Source organism: Streptomyces flavofungini (genome assembly GCF_014650815.1).
GTDB classification, from domain to species: Bacteria; Actinomycetota; Actinomycetes; order Streptomycetales; family Streptomycetaceae; genus Streptomyces; species Streptomyces flavofungini.
Map to the genome: position 1 here is coordinate 415,467 of NZ_BMVR01000006.1, position 16,548 is coordinate 432,014.

At 71.5% G+C, this 16,548-nt stretch carries 18 protein-coding genes; 7 read left to right on the forward strand and 11 right to left on the reverse strand.

The window, feature by feature from the left end:
• Window positions 1–48: 48 nt before the first annotated feature.
• Complete coding sequence (locus IE274_RS18305) at window positions 49–567, forward strand: DUF4396 domain-containing protein (protein WP_190116855.1); 519 nt, start codon at window positions 49–51, stop codon at window positions 565–567.
• Between the two features lie 27 nt (window positions 568–594).
• Here the strand turns inward: IE274_RS18305 and IE274_RS18310 are convergent, their stop codons facing one another.
• On the reverse strand, window positions 595–1,227 hold the full coding sequence (locus IE274_RS18310; RefSeq protein ID WP_190116856.1) for a sulfite oxidase-like oxidoreductase: 633 nt from the start codon (window positions 1,225–1,227) through the stop codon (window positions 595–597).
• A 153-nt stretch (window positions 1,228–1,380) separates the two neighbouring features.
• Between IE274_RS18310 and bfr the strand changes: the two genes are divergently transcribed.
• A complete protein-coding gene (bfr, locus tag IE274_RS18315; protein ID WP_190116857.1) occupies window positions 1,381–1,860 on the forward strand; it encodes a bacterioferritin in 480 nt (159 codons plus the stop codon).
• Here bfr and IE274_RS18320 read toward each other — a convergent pair.
• The 3 genes from IE274_RS18320 to IE274_RS18330 form a co-directional block, all read right to left on the reverse strand.
• On the reverse strand, window positions 1,857–2,171 hold the full coding sequence (locus IE274_RS18320) for a (2Fe-2S)-binding protein (RefSeq protein ID WP_229909626.1): 315 nt from the start codon (window positions 2,169–2,171) through the stop codon (window positions 1,857–1,859). The genes bfr and IE274_RS18320 overlap by 4 nt on opposite strands.
• 171 nt (window positions 2,172–2,342) lie before the next feature.
• On the reverse strand, window positions 2,343–3,698 hold the full coding sequence (locus tag IE274_RS18325; RefSeq protein WP_190116858.1) for a class II 3-deoxy-7-phosphoheptulonate synthase: 1,356 nt from the start codon (window positions 3,696–3,698) through the stop codon (window positions 2,343–2,345).
• A 205-nt stretch (window positions 3,699–3,903) separates the two neighbouring features.
• Window positions 3,904–4,800 carry an SRPBCC family protein gene (locus IE274_RS18330; protein ID WP_190116859.1) on the reverse strand — a complete coding sequence of 299 codons (897 nt, stop codon included), beginning with the start codon at window positions 4,798–4,800 and terminating at the stop codon, window positions 3,904–3,906.
• A gap of 45 nt (window positions 4,801–4,845) precedes the next feature.
• Between IE274_RS18330 and IE274_RS18335 the strand changes: the two genes are divergently transcribed.
• The 3 genes from IE274_RS18335 to IE274_RS18345 all read left to right on the forward strand — a co-directional run bounded on the left by IE274_RS18335 (window position 4,846) and on the right by IE274_RS18345 (window position 7,710).
• Entirely contained in the window at window positions 4,846–5,472 is a 627-nt protein-coding gene (locus IE274_RS18335; RefSeq protein WP_372447012.1) for a TetR/AcrR family transcriptional regulator, read from the forward strand.
• 58 nt (window positions 5,473–5,530) lie between these two features.
• A complete protein-coding gene (locus IE274_RS40390; RefSeq protein ID WP_190117052.1) occupies window positions 5,531–5,587 on the forward strand; it encodes a trp operon leader peptide in 57 nt (18 codons plus the stop codon).
• A 113-nt stretch (window positions 5,588–5,700) separates the two neighbouring features.
• A complete protein-coding gene (locus IE274_RS18345) occupies window positions 5,701–7,710 on the forward strand; it encodes an anthranilate synthase family protein (RefSeq protein WP_229909627.1) in 2,010 nt (669 codons plus the stop codon).
• Here the strand turns inward: IE274_RS18345 and IE274_RS18350 are convergent.
• The 5 genes from IE274_RS18350 to IE274_RS18370 all read right to left on the reverse strand — a co-directional run bounded on the left by IE274_RS18350 (window position 7,656) and on the right by IE274_RS18370 (window position 12,867).
• Entirely contained in the window at window positions 7,656–8,660 is a 1,005-nt protein-coding gene (locus tag IE274_RS18350; protein WP_190116861.1) for a 2-hydroxyacid dehydrogenase, read from the reverse strand. The two genes, IE274_RS18345 and IE274_RS18350, sit on opposite strands and share 55 nt — an antisense overlap.
• A gap of 94 nt (window positions 8,661–8,754) precedes the next feature.
• Complete coding sequence (locus IE274_RS18355; protein WP_190116862.1) at window positions 8,755–9,783, reverse strand: 6-phosphofructokinase; 1,029 nt, start codon at window positions 9,781–9,783, stop codon at window positions 8,755–8,757.
• Between the two features lie 156 nt (window positions 9,784–9,939).
• The gene (locus IE274_RS18360) at window positions 9,940–10,659 is read right to left on the reverse strand and encodes a response regulator (RefSeq protein WP_190116863.1); all 720 of its coding nucleotides are present in this window, start codon (window positions 10,657–10,659) and stop codon (window positions 9,940–9,942) included.
• On the reverse strand, window positions 10,656–11,921 hold the full coding sequence (macS, locus tag IE274_RS18365; RefSeq protein WP_190116864.1) for a MacS family sensor histidine kinase: 1,266 nt from the start codon (window positions 11,919–11,921) through the stop codon (window positions 10,656–10,658). Before macS ends, IE274_RS18360 begins: the two co-directional genes overlap by 4 nt.
• A 148-nt stretch (window positions 11,922–12,069) precedes the next feature.
• On the reverse strand, window positions 12,070–12,867 hold the full coding sequence (locus IE274_RS18370; protein WP_190117054.1) for a lysophospholipid acyltransferase family protein: 798 nt from the start codon (window positions 12,865–12,867) through the stop codon (window positions 12,070–12,072).
• Window positions 12,868–13,071: 204 nt separating this feature from the next.
• On the opposite strand from IE274_RS18370, the gene IE274_RS18375 reads away from it, so the two are divergent.
• Complete coding sequence (locus tag IE274_RS18375) at window positions 13,072–13,851, forward strand: alpha/beta hydrolase (RefSeq protein ID WP_190116865.1); 780 nt, start codon at window positions 13,072–13,074, stop codon at window positions 13,849–13,851.
• Window positions 13,844–14,485 (forward strand): hypothetical protein, encoded by a 642-nt coding sequence (locus IE274_RS18380; RefSeq protein ID WP_190116866.1) that lies wholly within the window; start codon window positions 13,844–13,846, stop codon window positions 14,483–14,485. Before IE274_RS18375 ends, IE274_RS18380 begins: the two co-directional genes overlap by 8 nt.
• Window positions 14,486–14,667: 182 nt before the next feature.
• Here the strand turns inward: IE274_RS18380 and IE274_RS18385 are convergent, their stop codons facing one another.
• Both IE274_RS18385 and IE274_RS18390 read right to left on the reverse strand, forming a co-directional pair.
• The gene (locus IE274_RS18385; RefSeq protein ID WP_190116867.1) at window positions 14,668–15,438 is read right to left on the reverse strand and encodes an endonuclease/exonuclease/phosphatase family protein; all 771 of its coding nucleotides are present in this window, start codon (window positions 15,436–15,438) and stop codon (window positions 14,668–14,670) included.
• A gap of 152 nt (window positions 15,439–15,590) precedes the next feature.
• On the reverse strand, window positions 15,591–16,544 hold the full coding sequence (locus IE274_RS18390; RefSeq protein ID WP_190116868.1) for an ROK family glucokinase: 954 nt from the start codon (window positions 16,542–16,544) through the stop codon (window positions 15,591–15,593).
• Window positions 16,545–16,548 lie beyond the last annotated feature (4 nt).

A 16,548-nucleotide genomic window follows, 5' to 3' on the forward strand; every position in this document is an offset into this window, starting at 1 on the left:
CGGTTCCTGTCAGTGCCGGAGCCGCTCTTCGACGTTGGGGGATTTCTCATGCAGCACGACACGCACACCGGCCACGAGGGCCACGGCGGGCATGAGGGGCACAGCCACAGCGGGCACCACGGCATGGGCAAGGTGAGCTGGTCCATGGCCGCCCAGGCCACCCTGCACTGCCTCACCGGCTGCGCCATCGGCGAGGTCCTCGGCATGGTGATCGGCACCGCGCTCGGCTGGGGCAACGTGCCGACGATGATCCTCGCGATCGCCCTCGCGTTCTTCTTCGGCTACGCGCTGACGCTGCGCGGCATCCTGAAGTCGGGCGTCGATTTCCGGACAGCCGTCAAGGTCGCGCTCGCGGCCGACACCCTCTCCATCGCCGTGATGGAACTGATCGACAACGGCGTGATCGCCCTGTGGCCCGGCGCCATGGACGCCCACCTCGCGGACGCGATGTTCTGGACCGTCCTGGCCATCGCCCTGGCCGCCGCCTTCGTGATCACCACCCCGGTCAACAAGTGGATGATCGGCCGCGGCAAGGGCCACGCGGTGGTCCACCAGTACCACCACTGACCCCACCCGGGCACCGGCCCGGAGCGGCTACAGCTCCGGGCCGTCCCCCGGCTCCTCCTGGTACGAGTACCGCTGCTCCCGCCAGGGGTCGCCGAGGTTGTGGTACCCCCGCTCCTCCCAGAAGCCGCGGCGGTCGGCCGTCATGTACTCGACGCCGCGGACCCACTTCGGGCCCTTCCAGGCGTAGAGCTGGGGCACCACCAGCCGGAGCGGGAAACCGTGCTCCGCGGTGAGGAGTTCGCCGCCCTTGTGGGTGGCGAAAATCGTGCGTTCGGAGGCGAAGTCGGCCATGCGCAGGTTGGAGCTGAAGCCGTACTCGGCCCAGACCATGACATGGGTGGCGTTGGGCGCGGGCGGCGCGAGCGCGAGCAGGTCGCGGGCGAGCACCCCGCCCCATTCGGCGCCGAGCATGCTGAACTTCGTGACGCAGTGCAGATCCCCGACCACCGTGCTGTGCGGCAGGGCCGAGAACTCCTCATGGGTCCAGCAGCGCTTCTCACCGTCGGCGGTGGCGCCGAAGACCCTGAACTCCCAGCGCTCGGGGCGGAACTTGGGCACCGGACCGTAGTGCGTGACCGGCCAGCCGCGCTGCAGTCGCTGCCCCGGCGGAAGCTCCGGTTCCGCCACGTCTCGAGATGTGCGACCCACCGGCTGACCCATGGCTCCATCCTGACAGACGGCGAGCGGTGGACGTGACCAGGTATACGTGGATTCGGGCAACTCCTACTAAGCATGCACTTACTGGACGGCCCCGGATGCCGGTGCAAAGATGCGCGGACCTGCCCAGTCACCCGCTTGGAAGGAGCCTCTGCGATGCAGGGCGACCCCGAGGTCATCGAATTTCTCAACGAGCAGCTGACCGCCGAGCTGACCGCGATCAACCAGTACTTCCTGCACGCCAAGATGCAGGACAACTTCGGCTGGACGAAGCTCGCCAAATACACCCGGTCCGAGTCGATCGACGAGATGAAGCACGCGGAGGTGCTGACCGACCGGATCCTGTTCCTCGACGGTCTGCCCAACTACCAGCGGCTGTTCCATGTGCGCGTGGGCCAGACCGTCACGGAGATGTTCAAGGCGGACCGCCAGGTCGAGGTGGAGGCGATCGACCGCCTCAAGCGCGGCATCGAGGTGATGCGCGCCAAGGGCGACATCACATCCGCGAACATCTTCGAGTCGATCCTCGCCGACGAGGAACACCACATCGACTATCTCGACACCCAGCTCGAACTGGTCGAGAAGCTCGGCGAGCCGCTGTACATCGCGCAGCTCATCGAGCAGCCGGAGAGCTAGGCCGCCTCCGGGAGCTCCCGACCCGGCACCGGCGCGGCCGGAATCCCCGGAATCTTCGGCAGCTCCGCCTCCGGGACCAGCGCCACCGCGGGCTCGCCCTGGTCCACCAGCTCCCGCCGCGGGCACGCGCCCCGGCCGAGCAGGGCCTGGATGCGGCGTACGCACGAACCACAGTCCGTGCCCGCCTTGCAGGCCGACGCGATCTGCCGGGGAGTACAGGCGCCGCCCTCCGCGTGCTTCTTCACCTGTTCTTCGGTCACCCCGAAGCAGTTGCAGACGTACACGCGGTTCACCTCCCGTGCGGGATCCATGGGCCATGCCGTCCCGATTGATCGGTGAGGCTAACCTAACCTTACCCGCGCCTTCGGCTGCGCAAAAGCCCGGGATACGCACGTGGGGCGCGGATCACATGGATCCGCGCCCCACGCCCGTGGCACCGGGAATATCCGGGCCACCAGGCATTACTGGTCGTTCATCGACGACTACTGGTCCCGGTACATCTCCGCCACCAGGAACGCCAGGTCCAGCGACTGGCTGCGGTTGAGCCGGGGGTCGCACGCCGTCTCGTAGCGCTGGTGCAGGTCGTCGACGAAGATCTCGTCGCCGCCGCCCACGCACTCGGTGACGTCGTCGCCGGTGAGCTCCACGTGGATGCCGCCCGGGTGCGTACCGAGCGCCTTGTGGACCTCGAAGAAGCCCTTGACCTCGTCGAGCACGTCGTCGAAGCGGCGGGTCTTGTGGCCGGAGGCCGCCTCGTAGGTGTTGCCGTGCATCGGGTCGGTGATCCAGGCCACCGTGGTGCCGGACGCGGTGACCTTCTCGACCAGCTCGGGGAGCTTGTCGCGGATCTTGTCCGCGCCCATCCGGACGATGAACGTCAGGCGGCCGGGCTCGCGGTCCGGGTCGAGGCGCTCGATGTAGCGCAGCGCCTCCTCGGCCGTCGTCGTCGGGCCGAGCTTGATGCCGATCGGGTTGCGGATCTTCGAGGCGAACTCGATGTGCGCGCCGTCCAGTTGACGGGTGCGCTCACCGATCCAGACCATGTGGCCCGACACGTCGTACAGGTTGCCGGTGCGCGAGTCCACGCGGGTCAGCGCCGACTCGTAGTCGAGCAGGAGCGCCTCGTGCGAGGCGAAGAACTCGACGGTCTTGAACTCCTCGGGGTCCGTGCCGCAGGCCCGCATGAAGTTGAGCGCGTTGTCGATCTCGCGCGCGAGCTGCTCGTAGCGCTGCCCGGACGGGGACGACTTCACGAAGTCCTGGTTCCAGGCGTGCACCTGGCGCAGGTCGGCGTAGCCGCCGGTGGTGAAGGCGCGCACCAGGTTGAGCGTGGACGCGGAGGCGTTGTACATCCGCTTCAGGCGCTCGGGGTCCGGGATCCGGGCCTTCTCGGTGAAGTCGAAGCCGTTGACGGAGTCGCCGCGGTACGTCGGCAGGGTGACGCCGTCGCGGGTCTCGGTCGGCTTGGAGCGCGGCTTCGAGTACTGCCCGGCGATCCGGCCGATCTTCACGACCGGCACGGAGGCGGCGTACGTGAGGACGGCGCCCATCTGGAGCAGGGTCTTGAGCTTGGCCCGGATGTGCTCGGCGCTCACGGCGTCGAAGGACTCGGCGCAGTCGCCACCCTGGAGGAGGAACGCCTCGCCCTTGGCGACGGCTCCCAAACGGGCACGCAGCTGGTCACACTCACCCGCGAAAACCAGCGGGGGATACGATTCGAGGTCCGCGATCACATCGCGCAGAGCCTCGGCATCGGGGTACTCGGGCTGCTGCGCCGCGGGCAGGTCTCGCCAGGTCGCCTTGGCGGCGACGGCTTGGGAATCAGCGTTCACGGTCACCCCGTAAACCTTACGGGGTCGCGCTCAGTGGTTTCGCCTCCGCCCGTCAGATGAGACGACCGGGGTGCGGCCCAAGAGGCCGCACCCCCGGCGACCCCGCACACACGGGGAGGACACCGCCCCCATCCGCAGCAGGGTCTTGAGCTTGGGGCCACCCCCGCGCGAGCGAGGAGAGGGCATCTCAGGAAGTGAAACGGCCGAGCCCTCACGCGGTCACGGCCCGCCTCTCCCGCTCCCCCGCGCTCGGCGCCGCCAGCGCCAGCGCGCGATGGGTGCGGCGCAGCATCAGGCGGGCCATGAAGGGGTGGGCGAGGCGGACGACGCCCCAGTAGAGGCGGCCGCGCGGGGTGTCGGGGCGGGCGTAGGTGCTGAGGGTGATGTGCGCGTCGTCGACGAGGATCGAGGCGCGTGCCGTCACGCCCGCGACGTCGACCCGGAGCAGCAGTTCCCCGTCGGCGCACCCGAGGACGGGGAAGTCCTCGCGCAGCATGTGCGACCAGGCGCGCGGGTCGCGGGGCAGGCCGGGCAGCATCGGCATGCGGTACGCGTCCTGGTAGGCGGGCCGGTCGAGGGCGCCGCGCAGCAGCCGGGCGCCCGCGGGCACGGCGACCGTCCCGGGCCGGTGCCAGTCGAGGGCGTGCAGCAGCCGCACCCACCGCGACCGGCGGACGGGGTGCGCGCACCGGCCCGTCGCCACCCGCTCGGCGTTGTCGAGGACCTCCTCGACCATCGTGTCGTGCACGGGCCGGATCACTGTCGGCCACAGGATCCGCTCGCGGCCGCGCGGCTCGGTCTCCAGGACGTGCCGCAGGCGGCAGCGCCGCTCCCCCAGCGGCGCCACGGAGATCTCGTGGAAGCCGTTCTCCGGCTCGGTGAAGCCGAAGCGGACGCGGCGCCCCGGTTCGTACGCGGTGACCCGGTACCGCACCGGTCCGTGGCCGCCGACCGCGCCCACGCCGAGCGGCCGGTCGAAGGTCATCGCGGGCCAGGCCGGGGTCGGGAAGATCGGGTCGTCCGCGGCGGAGAGCCGGTCGAACAGCGCCCCCACGGCCGCCGCCGGAGCCTCGATCACGCGCTCGTGCTCATTGCGTACGACACCCATGCCGCACCTCCATACGCTGGCGTATGGTCAACCGTACGGTACCGTATGGTCATGGCGCAACGGCAGCGGAGGACGACGGCCCCGGACGCGCGGAAGGCCCCGGCGAAGCCCCGGCTGTCCGCCCAGGACTGGGCCGACGCCGCGCTCACGGCCATCGGTGAGGGCGGGCTCGCCGCCGTCGCCGTGGAGCCCCTCGCGGTCCGGCTCGGCACCACCAAGGGCAGCTTCTACTGGCACTTCGCGAACCGTGACGCCCTCATCGAGGCCGCACTCGACCGCTGGGCGGAGATCAACACCGAGGGGATCATCAGCGAGGTCGAGGCCGAGCCGGACATCCGCGTCCGCGTCCGGCTGCTGTTCGCCGAGGCCATCAGCTCGGCAGCCGCCGACCCGCTGGAGGTCTCGCTGCTCGCGACCGCCTCGCACCCCAAGGTCGCCGCGGCCCTGCGACGGGTCACCGAGCGCCGGGTGGCGTACGTCGCCGAGCTCTTCGCCGCCCTCGGCTTCCCGGCGGCCGAGGCGCGCCGCCGCGGGCTGCTCGCGTACTCGGTCTATCTGGGCCACGCCCAGCTCGGGCACGCGGCGCCGTCGGTGCTGCCCGGTGAGGACGAGTTCGGCGCTTATCTGGACGAGGCCCTGGACGTGCTGACGGCACGGCCTGAGACGGACTGACGACGCGCTCCTGAGACGCGCCGCCGGCCGACGCCCGACGTGCGCTAGGGTGCGGGGCATGTTCGCGCACTCGACCCAGAACTGGTGGTGGCCCGCTCTTCCGGCGGCCCACTGACTGCGCGTACCCACGACTCGCGAAGGCCGCCCGAGGGGCGGCCTTCGGTGCTTTCCGGGAAGCTTCCGGGCCGGCCGTTCCTCTCGTACCGCTCACGGAGAAGGAACAGCCCCATGGACCTGCGGAACCCGCTGACCGACGACCGTCCTTTTGCCCGCCCGTCACCCACCACCACCCTCAACCGACTGCTCCACGAGCAGACCCCCTTTGCCCGCCCGTCACCCACCACCACCTTCAACCGACTGCTCCACGAGCAGACCCCTTTCGCTCTGCTGCGCCGCCGCACCCCCGGTCGTGCCCACGACACGGTGGAGGTGCTGCTCGGGCCGGTGGCGACGTACGAACACCTCGCCGACATCCCCGAAGGCCTCGCCCTGATCCCCTTCCGGCAGATCAGGGAGCGCGGCTTCGACGTGACGGACGACGGCACGCCGCTCACGGTGCTCATGCCCGAGGAGACCTACGAAGTGCCGCTCGCCGAGGCCCTGTCGGCGCTGCCCGACCACGCGGTGCGGGTGACGGACGGCGCCTTCGACGTGAGCGACGAGGCGTACGCGCGGACCGTCGGCCGGGTGCTGCGCGAGGAGATCGGCGGCGGCGAGGGCGCGAACTTCGTGATCCGGCGCACGTACCGGGGCGAGATCCCCGGGTTCGGGCGGGCCGACGCGCTGGCCCTGTTCCGCAGGCTTCTCGTGGGCGAGCGCGGGGCGTACTGGACGTTCGTCGTGCACACCGGCGGGCAGGGCGGGCGCACGCTGGTCGGGGCGAGCCCGGAGGCGCATGTGCGGATGTCCGGCGGGACGGTCGTGATGAACCCGATCAGCGGGACGTACCGCTATCCGCCCGAGGGCCCCACGCCCGACGACCTGCTCCGCTTCCTCGCCGACGGCAAGGAGACCGAGGAACTGTCGATGGTCGTCGACGAGGAGCTGAAGATGATGTGCACCGTCGGCGACCGCGGCGGGGTCGTCGTCGGGCCCCGGCTGAAGGAGATGGCCCACCTCGCGCACACCGAGTACGAGCTGCGGGGCCGCTCCTCGCTGGACGTGCGAGAGGTGCTGCGGGAGACGATGTTCGCGGCGACCGTCACCGGCTCGCCCGTGCAGAACGCGTGCCGGGTGATCCGGCGGCACGAGGCCGGTGGGCGCGGCTACTACGCGGGGGCGCTCGCACTGATCGGCCGGGACGCGGGCGGTGCGCAGACGTTGGACTCGCCGATCCTGATCCGCACCGCCGACATCGACGCGCGCGGCGGGCTCCGGGTGCCGGTCGGCGCGACGCTGGTGCGCGGCTCGGATCCGGCCGGGGAGGTCGCCGAGACGCACGCGAAGGCGGCCGGGGTGCTCGCCGCGCTCGGGGTGCGCCCCGCGCGGCCCCGGCACGAGAGCGCGCGGCCCGCGCTCGCCGACGACCCGCGGGTGCGGGCGGCCCTGGACGGGCGGCGGGCCGGGCTCGCCCCGTTCTGGCTGCGGATGCAGGAGCCGTCGGCGGAGCTGTCCGGGCACGCGCTCGTCGTCGACGGCGAGGACACGTTCACGGCGATGCTCGCGCATGTGCTGCGCTCGTCGGGCCTGGAGGTGTCGGTACGCCGCTACGACGAGCCGGGCCTCGCGGACGCGGCGCTGACGCACGCCGGGCCCGTCGTCCTCGGCCCCGGTCCGGGCGATCCGGCCGACTCCGGCGACCCGAAGATGCAGTTCCTGCGGGCGCTGGCCGCGGAGCTGATCCGCGGCCACCGGCACCCGGTGCTCGGCGTGTGCCTGGGCCATGAGCTGATCGCGGCCGAGCTGGGCCTGGAGATCGTCCGCAAGGAGGTGCCGTACCAGGGGGCGCAGACGACGATCGACCTGTTCGGGCGGGCGGAGACCGTCGGCTTCTACAACAGCTTCGTGGCGCGCTGCGACGAGGAGGCGGCGCTCGAACTGTCGGCGCACGGGATCGAGGTGAGCCGGGACCGGGCGAGCGGGGAGGTGCACGCGCTGCGCGGGCCCGGGGTCGCCGGGGTGCAGTTCCACCCGGAGTCGGTGCTGTCGCTGCGCGGGGCGGAGGTGGTGCGGGAGCTCCTCGGTCAGCTGCGGGGCGCGGCGGGCACCAGGACGTTCTCGGAGCGACGGCCCGCCTGATAGTCGAGGACGTTCCGGACCGTGGCGTCGACGATCTGGTTGACGGCGTCCACCGTGTAATACGCCTGGTGGGAGGTCACCACGACGTTCGGGAAGGTGACGAGGCGGGCCAGGGTGTCGTCCTCGACGGCCTCCAGGGACTTGTCGAGGAAGAAGAGCCCGGCCTCGGCCTCGTACACGTCGAGGCCGACACCGGTGAAGCGGCCCGCCCGCAGTTCGCTCACCAGGGCGTCGGTGTCGATGAGGCCGCCGCGGCTGGAGTTCACCAGGATCGCGTCGTCCTTCATCGCGCGCAGGGCGCTCGCGTCGATGAGGTGGTGGGTCGCGGAGAGCAGCGGTACGTGCAGGCTGATCAGGTCGGACTCGGCGAAGAGCTGCTCCTTGCCGACGTACTTCATGCCGAGCGCGACGCACTCGGGGTTCTCGGCGACGTCCCAGCCGAGGAGATTCATCCCGAAGCCGTGCGCGATCCGGGTGAAGGCCTCGCCGATCTTGCCGGTGCCGAGCACTCCGGCGGTGCGGCCGCGCAGGTCCCGGCCCATCAGGCCGTCGAGGCGGAAGTCGAAGTCGCGGGTGCGGTTGCTGGCGCGGACGATGCGGCGGTTGACGGCGGTCGCCAGGGTCCAGGCGAACTCCGCGACGGAGTACGGCGAGTAGTACGAGACGCGGGCGACCGTCAGGCCCAGGCGCTCGGCGACCTGGAGGTCGATGTTGTTGAAGCCGGTGGAGCGCTGGGCGATCATCTGGGTGCCGCCGGCGGCGAGGGTCTGCAGGACGCGGTTGTTCAGGCTGGCGTTCACGCTCGTCGAGATGATCTCGTACCCGGCGGCGATGGGGGCGGTGTCCTCGTTCAGGAAGACGTCCAGGCACCGGACGTCGTGGTGCGCCGCGAACGCCTTCTCGATGAGCGGCCGCTCATCCGCCTGAACCCCAAAAGCAAGGATCTCCACGCCGACTCCCGCTCTCGCGTACGTTGCCCCCGCCGCCGCCGAATATACGGTCCCCTCGGCCCGCCCGCCGCCCGACGGGCGGTCGGCGGCGGGGTCAGCCGAAGAAGACGCTTACTTCCTTGTAGAGGGTGGGGTCCACCGTCTTGAGTTTGGCGGTCGCGTCGGCGATGGGGACGCGGACGATGTCCGTGCCCTGGAGGGCGACCATCTTGCCGAAGTCGCCGTCGCGGACCGCGTCGATGGCGTGCAGGCCGAAGCGGGTGGCGAGCCAGCGGTCGAAGGCGCTCGGCGTCCCGCCGCGCTGGACGTGCCCGAGGACCGTGGTGCGGGCCTCCTTGCCGGTGCGCTTCTCGATCTCCTTGGACAGCCACTCGCCCACGCCGGAGAGCCGCACGTGCCCGAACGAGTCGAGGGTGCCGTCCTTGAGGACCATCTCGCCGTCCTGGGGCATGGCGCCCTCGGCGACGACGACGATCGGCGCGTACGAGGCCTTGAAGCGCGAGGTCACCCAGGCGCACACCTGGTCGACGTCGAAGCGCTGCTCGGGGATGAGGATGACGTTGGCGCCGCCCGCGAGCCCGGAGTGCAGCGCGATCCACCCGGCGTGGCGGCCCATGACCTCGACGACGAGGACGCGCATGTGCGACTCGGCGGTGGTGTGGAGGCGGTCGATGGCCTCCGTGGCGATGCCGACGGCCGTGTCGAAGCCGAAGGTGTAGTCCGTGGCGGACAGGTCGTTGTCGATGGTCTTCGGTACGCCGACGACGTTGATGCCGTACTCGTCGGTGAGGCGGGCCGCGACCCCGAGGGTGTCCTCGCCGCCGATCGCGATCAGCGCCTCGACCTCGTACTTGGCGAGGTTCTCCTTGATGCGCCGGATGCCGTTCTCGGCCTTGAGGGGGTTGGTCCGCGAGGAGCCGAGGATGGTGCCGCCGCGCGGCAGGATGCCGCGGACGGCCGGGATGTCGAGCTGGACGGTGTCGCCTTCGAGCGGTCCGCGCCAGCCGTCGCGGAAGCCGATGAAGTCGTACGCGTACTCCTGCACGCCCTTGCGGACGATGCCCCGGATGACGGCATTGAGTCCGGGGCAGTCGCCGCCTCCGGTCAGAACTCCGACCCGCATGGAAATGTCCCTTCGCCGCGATTGCGCTGACGCGGGCCACGCTAATGGTGATCCGCGTCACTTCGGCATGGGGCGAACCGTGAATTCCGGGGCGTGCTGCGGGAGTTGCGGTGTAGAGGGGGGCTCCGGTTCACCCGAAGGAGGTCACCCGGCGGGTCAGGTCCCGGTGGACTCGTCGGTGTCGAGGCCGCGTTCGATCGCGTACCGCACCAGCTCCACCCTGTTGTGCAGTTGGAGCTTGCCGAGGGTGTTCTGGACGTGGTTCTGCACCGTGCGGTGCGAGATGACCAGGCGTTCGGCGATCTGCTTGTAGCTGAGGCCTTTGGCGACCAGGCGCAGGACCTCGGTCTCGCGGTCGGTGAGGCGCGGCGCCCCCGGCTCGTCGGGGGTGGCGGGCGCGGGCTCGGAGGCAAGGCGCCGGAACTCGCCGAGGACCAGGCCCGCGAGGCCGGGCGTGAACACGGCGTCGCCGACGGCGGTGCGGCCCACGGCGTCGATCAGCTCGGCGGTGGACGCGGACTTCAGGAGATACCCGGTGGCGCCGGACTTGACCGCCTCCAGGACGTCGGCGTGCTCGCCGCTGGCCGACAGGACGAGGACGCGCAGTGCGGGGTTGGCGCCGACGAGTTCCTTGCAGACCTGCACGCCGGGCTTCAGCGGCAGGTTCAGGTCGAGGACGAGGACGTCGGGTGCGGCGGCCTGGGCGCGGCGCACGGCCTGTTCGCCGTCGCCCGCGGTCGCCACCACGTCGAAGCCGGACTCGGCCAGGTCCCGCGCGACGGCGTCGCGCCACATCGGGTGGTCGTCGACGACCATGACCTTGACCGGCGCCGCACCCGCCCCGGGCTCCACGTGCTGCTCCTGCTGACCGCTCATCGCTCCGACTCCGCCTTCCCCCGTACGTCCCGCGCGGCGCGCGGCACTCTCAGTTCCACTTCCGTGCCCTGGCCCGGCACCGAGATCAGCTCGGCCGTGCCCCCGATGTCCCGCAGCCGCCCCCGGATGGACAGCGCGACACCGAGCCGCCCCTCCCCCTCGGCCTGGGCGAGCCGCCCCTCCGGGATGCCGGGGCCGTCGTCGCGCACCGTCACGATGACGGCGTCGGGCTCGTCCTCGACCAGGATCCAGGCGCGGGCGTCCGCGCCGACGTGCTTGCGGACATTGTCCAGGGCGGCGCCGACCGCGGCGGTCAGTTCCCGGGCCGCGTGCGGCGGGAGCGGCACCGCGGCGCCGGGCTCCGACAGGGTCACCTTCGACCCGGCGAAGGGCGCGAGGAGCAGGCGCAGGTCGCGGGGCGTCCCGTCGGTTGCCCCGGCACCGTCCGCGCCGGGTTCCGCGGCTTCGTCTGGTTCCTCGACGAGCCGGACGACGGCGCCCTGGGAGGCGTCCTCCGAGGCGTACGAGATGGGGATCAGGCCGCCGGCGACCAGGGTGCGCAGGGCGACCTCCTGTTCGCCCGCCATCCGGCCGAGCTCGGCCGCCTCGCCGCCGATGGCGGTGCCGCGGCGCTGCACCATGGCCAGGACCTGGAGCACGCTGTCGTGGATGTCGCGGGCGAGCCGCTCGCGCTCGCGGGTCGCGGCCTCGATCTCCAGGGCGCGGGCGAGGGTGCGCTCCGAGGCGCGGGCGACCTCCACGACGTAGCCGATGGCGATGGAGGCGATGCAGACGAGCAGGACGTTGTGGAGGGTGTCGCGGCTGAACGCGCCGCGCTGCACGACGTTCGCGACGCCCACGAGCATCGAGGCGAAGGCCGCCCACCGCCAGCCGCCCTTGATCGCGAAGGCGAGCACGGAACCGGCCGTCCATATGGACGGCAGCGTCGGCCCGCCGTCGACGACCCGCCAGTGCTCGACCGCGACGGGCGTGAGCAGGATGCCGGTGAGCGCGACCGCGAGGTCGACGGCGAGGAAGCGCTTGGTGCAGCTCGCGGCGCCGGAGACCTTGGGGACGGTGGCTAGGGTCCAGGCGGCGAGCACGGCGTAGTAGCCGATGGCGAGCCAGGGGCGGGAGAACGTCTCGTACGCGGCGACGAAGAGGCCGATGGCGTACAGCATGGTCAGCACGCGGTAGGCGGTCAGAGCACGCCACAGCGGCTGCTCGACCGACATCCTCATGACCTTTTCGCGCCGTGCCAATGCCCCCCCTTTGCGCCTGGACCGGCGCCGCTCTCGCGGAGCCGGTTGCTCGCCGTCGGGGTCCCTCAATCGATGGTCGCGGTGTTCATCGCATTGAAGACGGCCCCCTGGGACGCCTGCCACGTCCCCCCTCTTGCACCGGACGCAGTCAGCGGCCGGACCGTTCCCCGCCGGTCCGGGCGACGTCCTTGGCCGGGGCGCCCTTGGCGGTCCCCTTGGCCGCGTCCTTCGCCGCCTCCTTGGCGGCTTCCTTCGCGGCTTCCTTCTCCGCCTTCGCCGCCTCGCTGAGCTGACGCTTCGCGGCGGTCGCGTAGATGTCGACGTACTCCTGGCCGGAGAGCTTCATGATCTCGTACATGACCTCGTCGGTCACGGCCCGCAGGACGAAACGATCGTGCTCCATGCCCTGGTAGCGGCTGAAGTCCAGGGGCTTGCCGATGCGGATGCCGGGCCGCATCAGCTTCGGCATCACCTTGCCCGGCGGCTGGATCTTCTCGGTGTCGATCATCGCGACGGGGATCACGGGCGCGCCGGTGGCCAGGGCCACCCGGGCGAGGCCGCCGGGCTTGCCTCGGTAGAGGCGGCCGTCGGGCGAGCGGGTGCCCTCCGGGTAGATGCCGAAGAGTTCGCCGCTCTCCAAGACGTCGATGCCGCTCTTGATGGCCGCCTCGCCCGCGCCGCGCGCGCCGGAGCGGTCCACCGGGAGCTGGCCGACGCCCTTGAAGAAGGCGGCCGTCATCCGGCCCTTGATCCCGGGCGTCGTGAAGTACTCGGCCTTGGCGATGAAGGTGACCTTGCGGTCGAGGACCGCGGGCAGGAAGAAGGAGTCCGAGAAGGACAGGTGGTTGCTTGCCAGGATGGCGGGGCCCTCGGCGGGAATGTTCTCGAGGCCTTCCACCCAGGGCCTGAAGGCGAGCTTCAGGGGCCCTCCGATGGACAGCTTCATTGCGCCGTAGATCAAACCGAGTGCCTCCTGTGTCTGTGGATCAGACCATAACCCGAGTGGGGCCCGCGCTCCTTCCGGAGCGGGGCCGACCGCCCCGGCCGGAGTCGGTGCCGACGGCGTCCGGTATGGGCGAAGGACCTGGTCGGTGTCAGTCCGGTCGCGTACGGTGAAGTACCCCCCGCTCTCTCGAGAAGGAGACCGAAGGTGCCGGTCCTCCCCGGAGCCGAGCCGTACCGCCACGAGGGCGGCGAGGTCGGCGTCCTGCTGTGTCACGGCTTCACCGGATCCCCGCAGTCGCTGCGCCCCTGGGCGGAGTACCTGGCGGCGCGCGGCCTGACGGTCTCGCTGCCGCTGCTGCCCGGCCACGGCACACGGTGGCAGGACATGCAGGTCACGGGCTGGCAGGACTGGTACGCGGAAGTGGACCGCGAGCTGCGCACGCTGACGGAGCGGTGCGCGGAGGTGTTCGTGTTCGGCCTGTCCATGGGCGGCGCGCTCGCGCTGCGGCTCGCGGCGCGGCACGGCGACGCGGTGCGCGGCGTGGTCGTCGTCAACCCGGGGAACAAGGTGCACGGCCTGGCCGCGCACGCCCTGCCGGTGGTCCGCTTCCTGGTGCCGACGACCAAGGGCATCGCGAGCGACATCGCCAAGCCGGGTGCGGAGGAGATCGGGTACGACCGGGTGCCGCTGCACGCCGCGCACTCGCTGCGCCAGTTCTTCCGTCAGGTCGACGCGGAGCTGCCGCAGGTCACCCAGCCGTTGCTGCTGCTGCACAGCCCGCAGGACCACGTCGTGCCGCCCGCCGACTCCGCCCGGGTGCTCAGCCGGGTGTCGTCCACGGACGTCACGGAGATCCTGCTGGAACAGAGCTACCACGTCGCGACGTTGGACCACGACGCGGACCGGATCTTCGAGGAGAGCTTCACGTTCATCGGCCGGCTCGCCCCCAGCGCAGGCAAGGAAGGGACGGCCACCGGTGGCTGAGCAGCATGACGCGGAGGAGAGCCGCGAGGACGACAGCCGCGAGCCGCAGGAGCAGGCGGTTCCCCTGGACGAGGATGCCGCCTGGCGCGACATCGTCGCCGGGTACGGCGAGGAGCCCGCGGACCCGCCCGGCGCCAAGCCCTTCAAGTCGGTGGAGGATCTGGCGCTCCTGGAGCCGGAGACCAACGGGCCCGCGGGCGGCGTCGACACGGACGGTGCGGACGGTGCCGGGAGCGGCGGCAAGGACGGCGGCTCCGACAAGGGTGCCGACGGGCCGGGCAAGGCGCTCGGCAGCTCCGTCTCCTTCGCGCCCGGAGTGGGCGGCGGGGGCCCGCGGGACTACAGCGCCGCCGAGGCGTCCGAGGACGACTTCGACGCGGACGACGAGGGCCACTTCGTGCCGCCCGAGCCGCCGCCGCTGCCGGACGCTGAGGTCACCGCCAAGTTCGCCTGGCTCGCCGTCATCGGCGGCCCGCTGCTGCTGTTGCTCGCGGTGCTGCTCGGGTGGCAGATGACGTGGTGGCTGACGACGATCGGCATCGGCGGGTTCCTGGGCGGGTTCGCCACGTTGGTGATGCGGATGAAGTCCGACGACGACGAGGACGAGGATCCTGGCCGGGGGGCCGTGGTCTAGGTGTTGGTGGCCCGGGGCGTCGTGTTGCCCTGGGCCGGGGGCGCCGTCGATCGCGCCGCGCGCTCGTCCTCAAGCGCCGGACAGGCTGACATGTGGCCCCCGTAGCACCGCCAGGACCGGCCGGTGGTCCGTCAATCGCGCTGCGCGCTCGTCCTCAAGCTCTCAAGGAGCAGGGGGGACCCTCACGACGGGCTGACGGGTGGCACCCGTAGTGCCGCCAGGACCGGCAAGTGGTCCGTGGCCGTGCGGAGGTCGTCGTCCGTTACGCCCGCGTGGCCCAGCGGGACTCCGCAGCCCAGGATCTCGATGCCCTCCGTGGCGAAGATGCCGTCGATGCGTTGGTGCGGGTCGGTCGGGGTCGAGGTCTGTTCGCCGCCCCAGGGTGCGGTGGCCCAGCAGTCGCGGAGGCCGTCGGCGAGTCTGCGGAAGGAGCGGCCGTCGGGGCGGTCGTTGAGGTCGCCGCCCGCGACGGCGTGCGGCACGCCCATGCCGGCGAGCTGGTCGAGCAGCATCCCGCTCTGCTCGTACCGCTCCTGGCTCTGCAGGCTCAAGTGGCAGCTCAGCACGCCGAGGCGGGCGCCGCCGAAGCGCACGACCGCGGTCGCGAAGCCGCGCCGGTGCAGGCCGGGCGTCAGCGGGAGCAACACGTCCTCGGTGCGCTCGACGGTGGCCCGCAGCGAGCACAGCAGCGCGGGCCCGGCGGCACTCCCGCCGCCGGACAGCATCACCAGGTCGGTGGCGCGGGCGAGCCGCGCCAGCTTCTTGCGCCACCGGAAGAACCGGGGCGCCTCCTGGATCAGGACGAGGTCGGGCGCGCACGCGCTGATGACGCGGGCGAGCGCGTCGACGTCGTCGCGCATCGAGCGGATGTTGTAGCTGAGCACCCGGACGACGGCCGAACCGTCCGGTTCGGTACGGGAGTTGGGCAGCGCGGGTGTCGGGCTGGTCGACATGGCGATCAAGATACGCGAATGCCGGGCGAACTGGAGCCTTCCAGCTCGCCCGGCGACGATTCGGCCCGTTGTGGGGGTCCTCCTGCTCGTTGAGAGCTTGAGGGAGATCGCCGACGCGCGCGGAACGCGCTCGGCGGCACCCCCACCGGGGCTCACATAATGGGGTCAGGTTCCCGAGCCAGGTCGGCCGCGCCGACCATCCCGGCCGAATTGCCCAGCCGCGCGGCGATGACTTCCGCCTGCGGACGCCACTGCGCCCCGACGAGCCACCGCTTGAAGGACTTGCGGATCGGGTCGAGCACCAGCTCGCCCTCGTCCGAGAGACCGCCGCCGACGATGAAGGCCGACGGGTCGAACAGCGAGGCCAGGTCGGCGAGTCCGGCGCCGACCCAGCGGGCCAGCTCGCGGTAGGAGTCGACGGCGACCAGGTCGCCCTGACGGGCGGCCATGGAGATGTGCTTGCCCTCGATGCCGTCGGGGGTGCCGTCGCCCAGCGAGAGCAGGTACTCGGCGTTCTCCGGGGTGGCGTTGGCGCGCTGCTTGGCGTACCGCACGAGGGCGCGCCCCGACGCGTACTGCTCCCAGCAGCCCTGGCTGCCGCAGCCGCACAGCAGGCCGTCCGGGACCATCCGGATGTGGCCGAACTCGGCGGCCACGCCGAAGTGGCCGCGGCGCAGCTTGTTGCCGATGATGATGCCGCCGCCGAGGCCGGTGCCGAGGGTGATGCAGATGGCGTTGCGGTGGCCCTTGCCGCCGCCGAACTTGTACTCCCCCCAGGCCGCCGCGTTCGCGTCGTTCTCGACGACGACCGGCAGGCCGACGCGCCGCTCGACCTCGTCCTTCAGCGGTTCCTGGCGCCAGTCGATGTTCGGTGCGAAGTAGACCGTGGAGCGCTGCCGGTTGACGTATCCGGCGGCGCCGATGCCGACCCCGACGATCTCGTGCCCGGCCCGGGCGCCCTCGACGGCGGAGGCGATCGCGTCGACGATGGCCTCGGAGGTGCCGGGGGTGGGCACCTTGAACGTCGACAGGATGTGACCGTCCTCGTCGACCACTCCGGCCGCGATCTTCGTGCCGCCGATGTCGACGCCGATGGTGAGTCCCATGAAT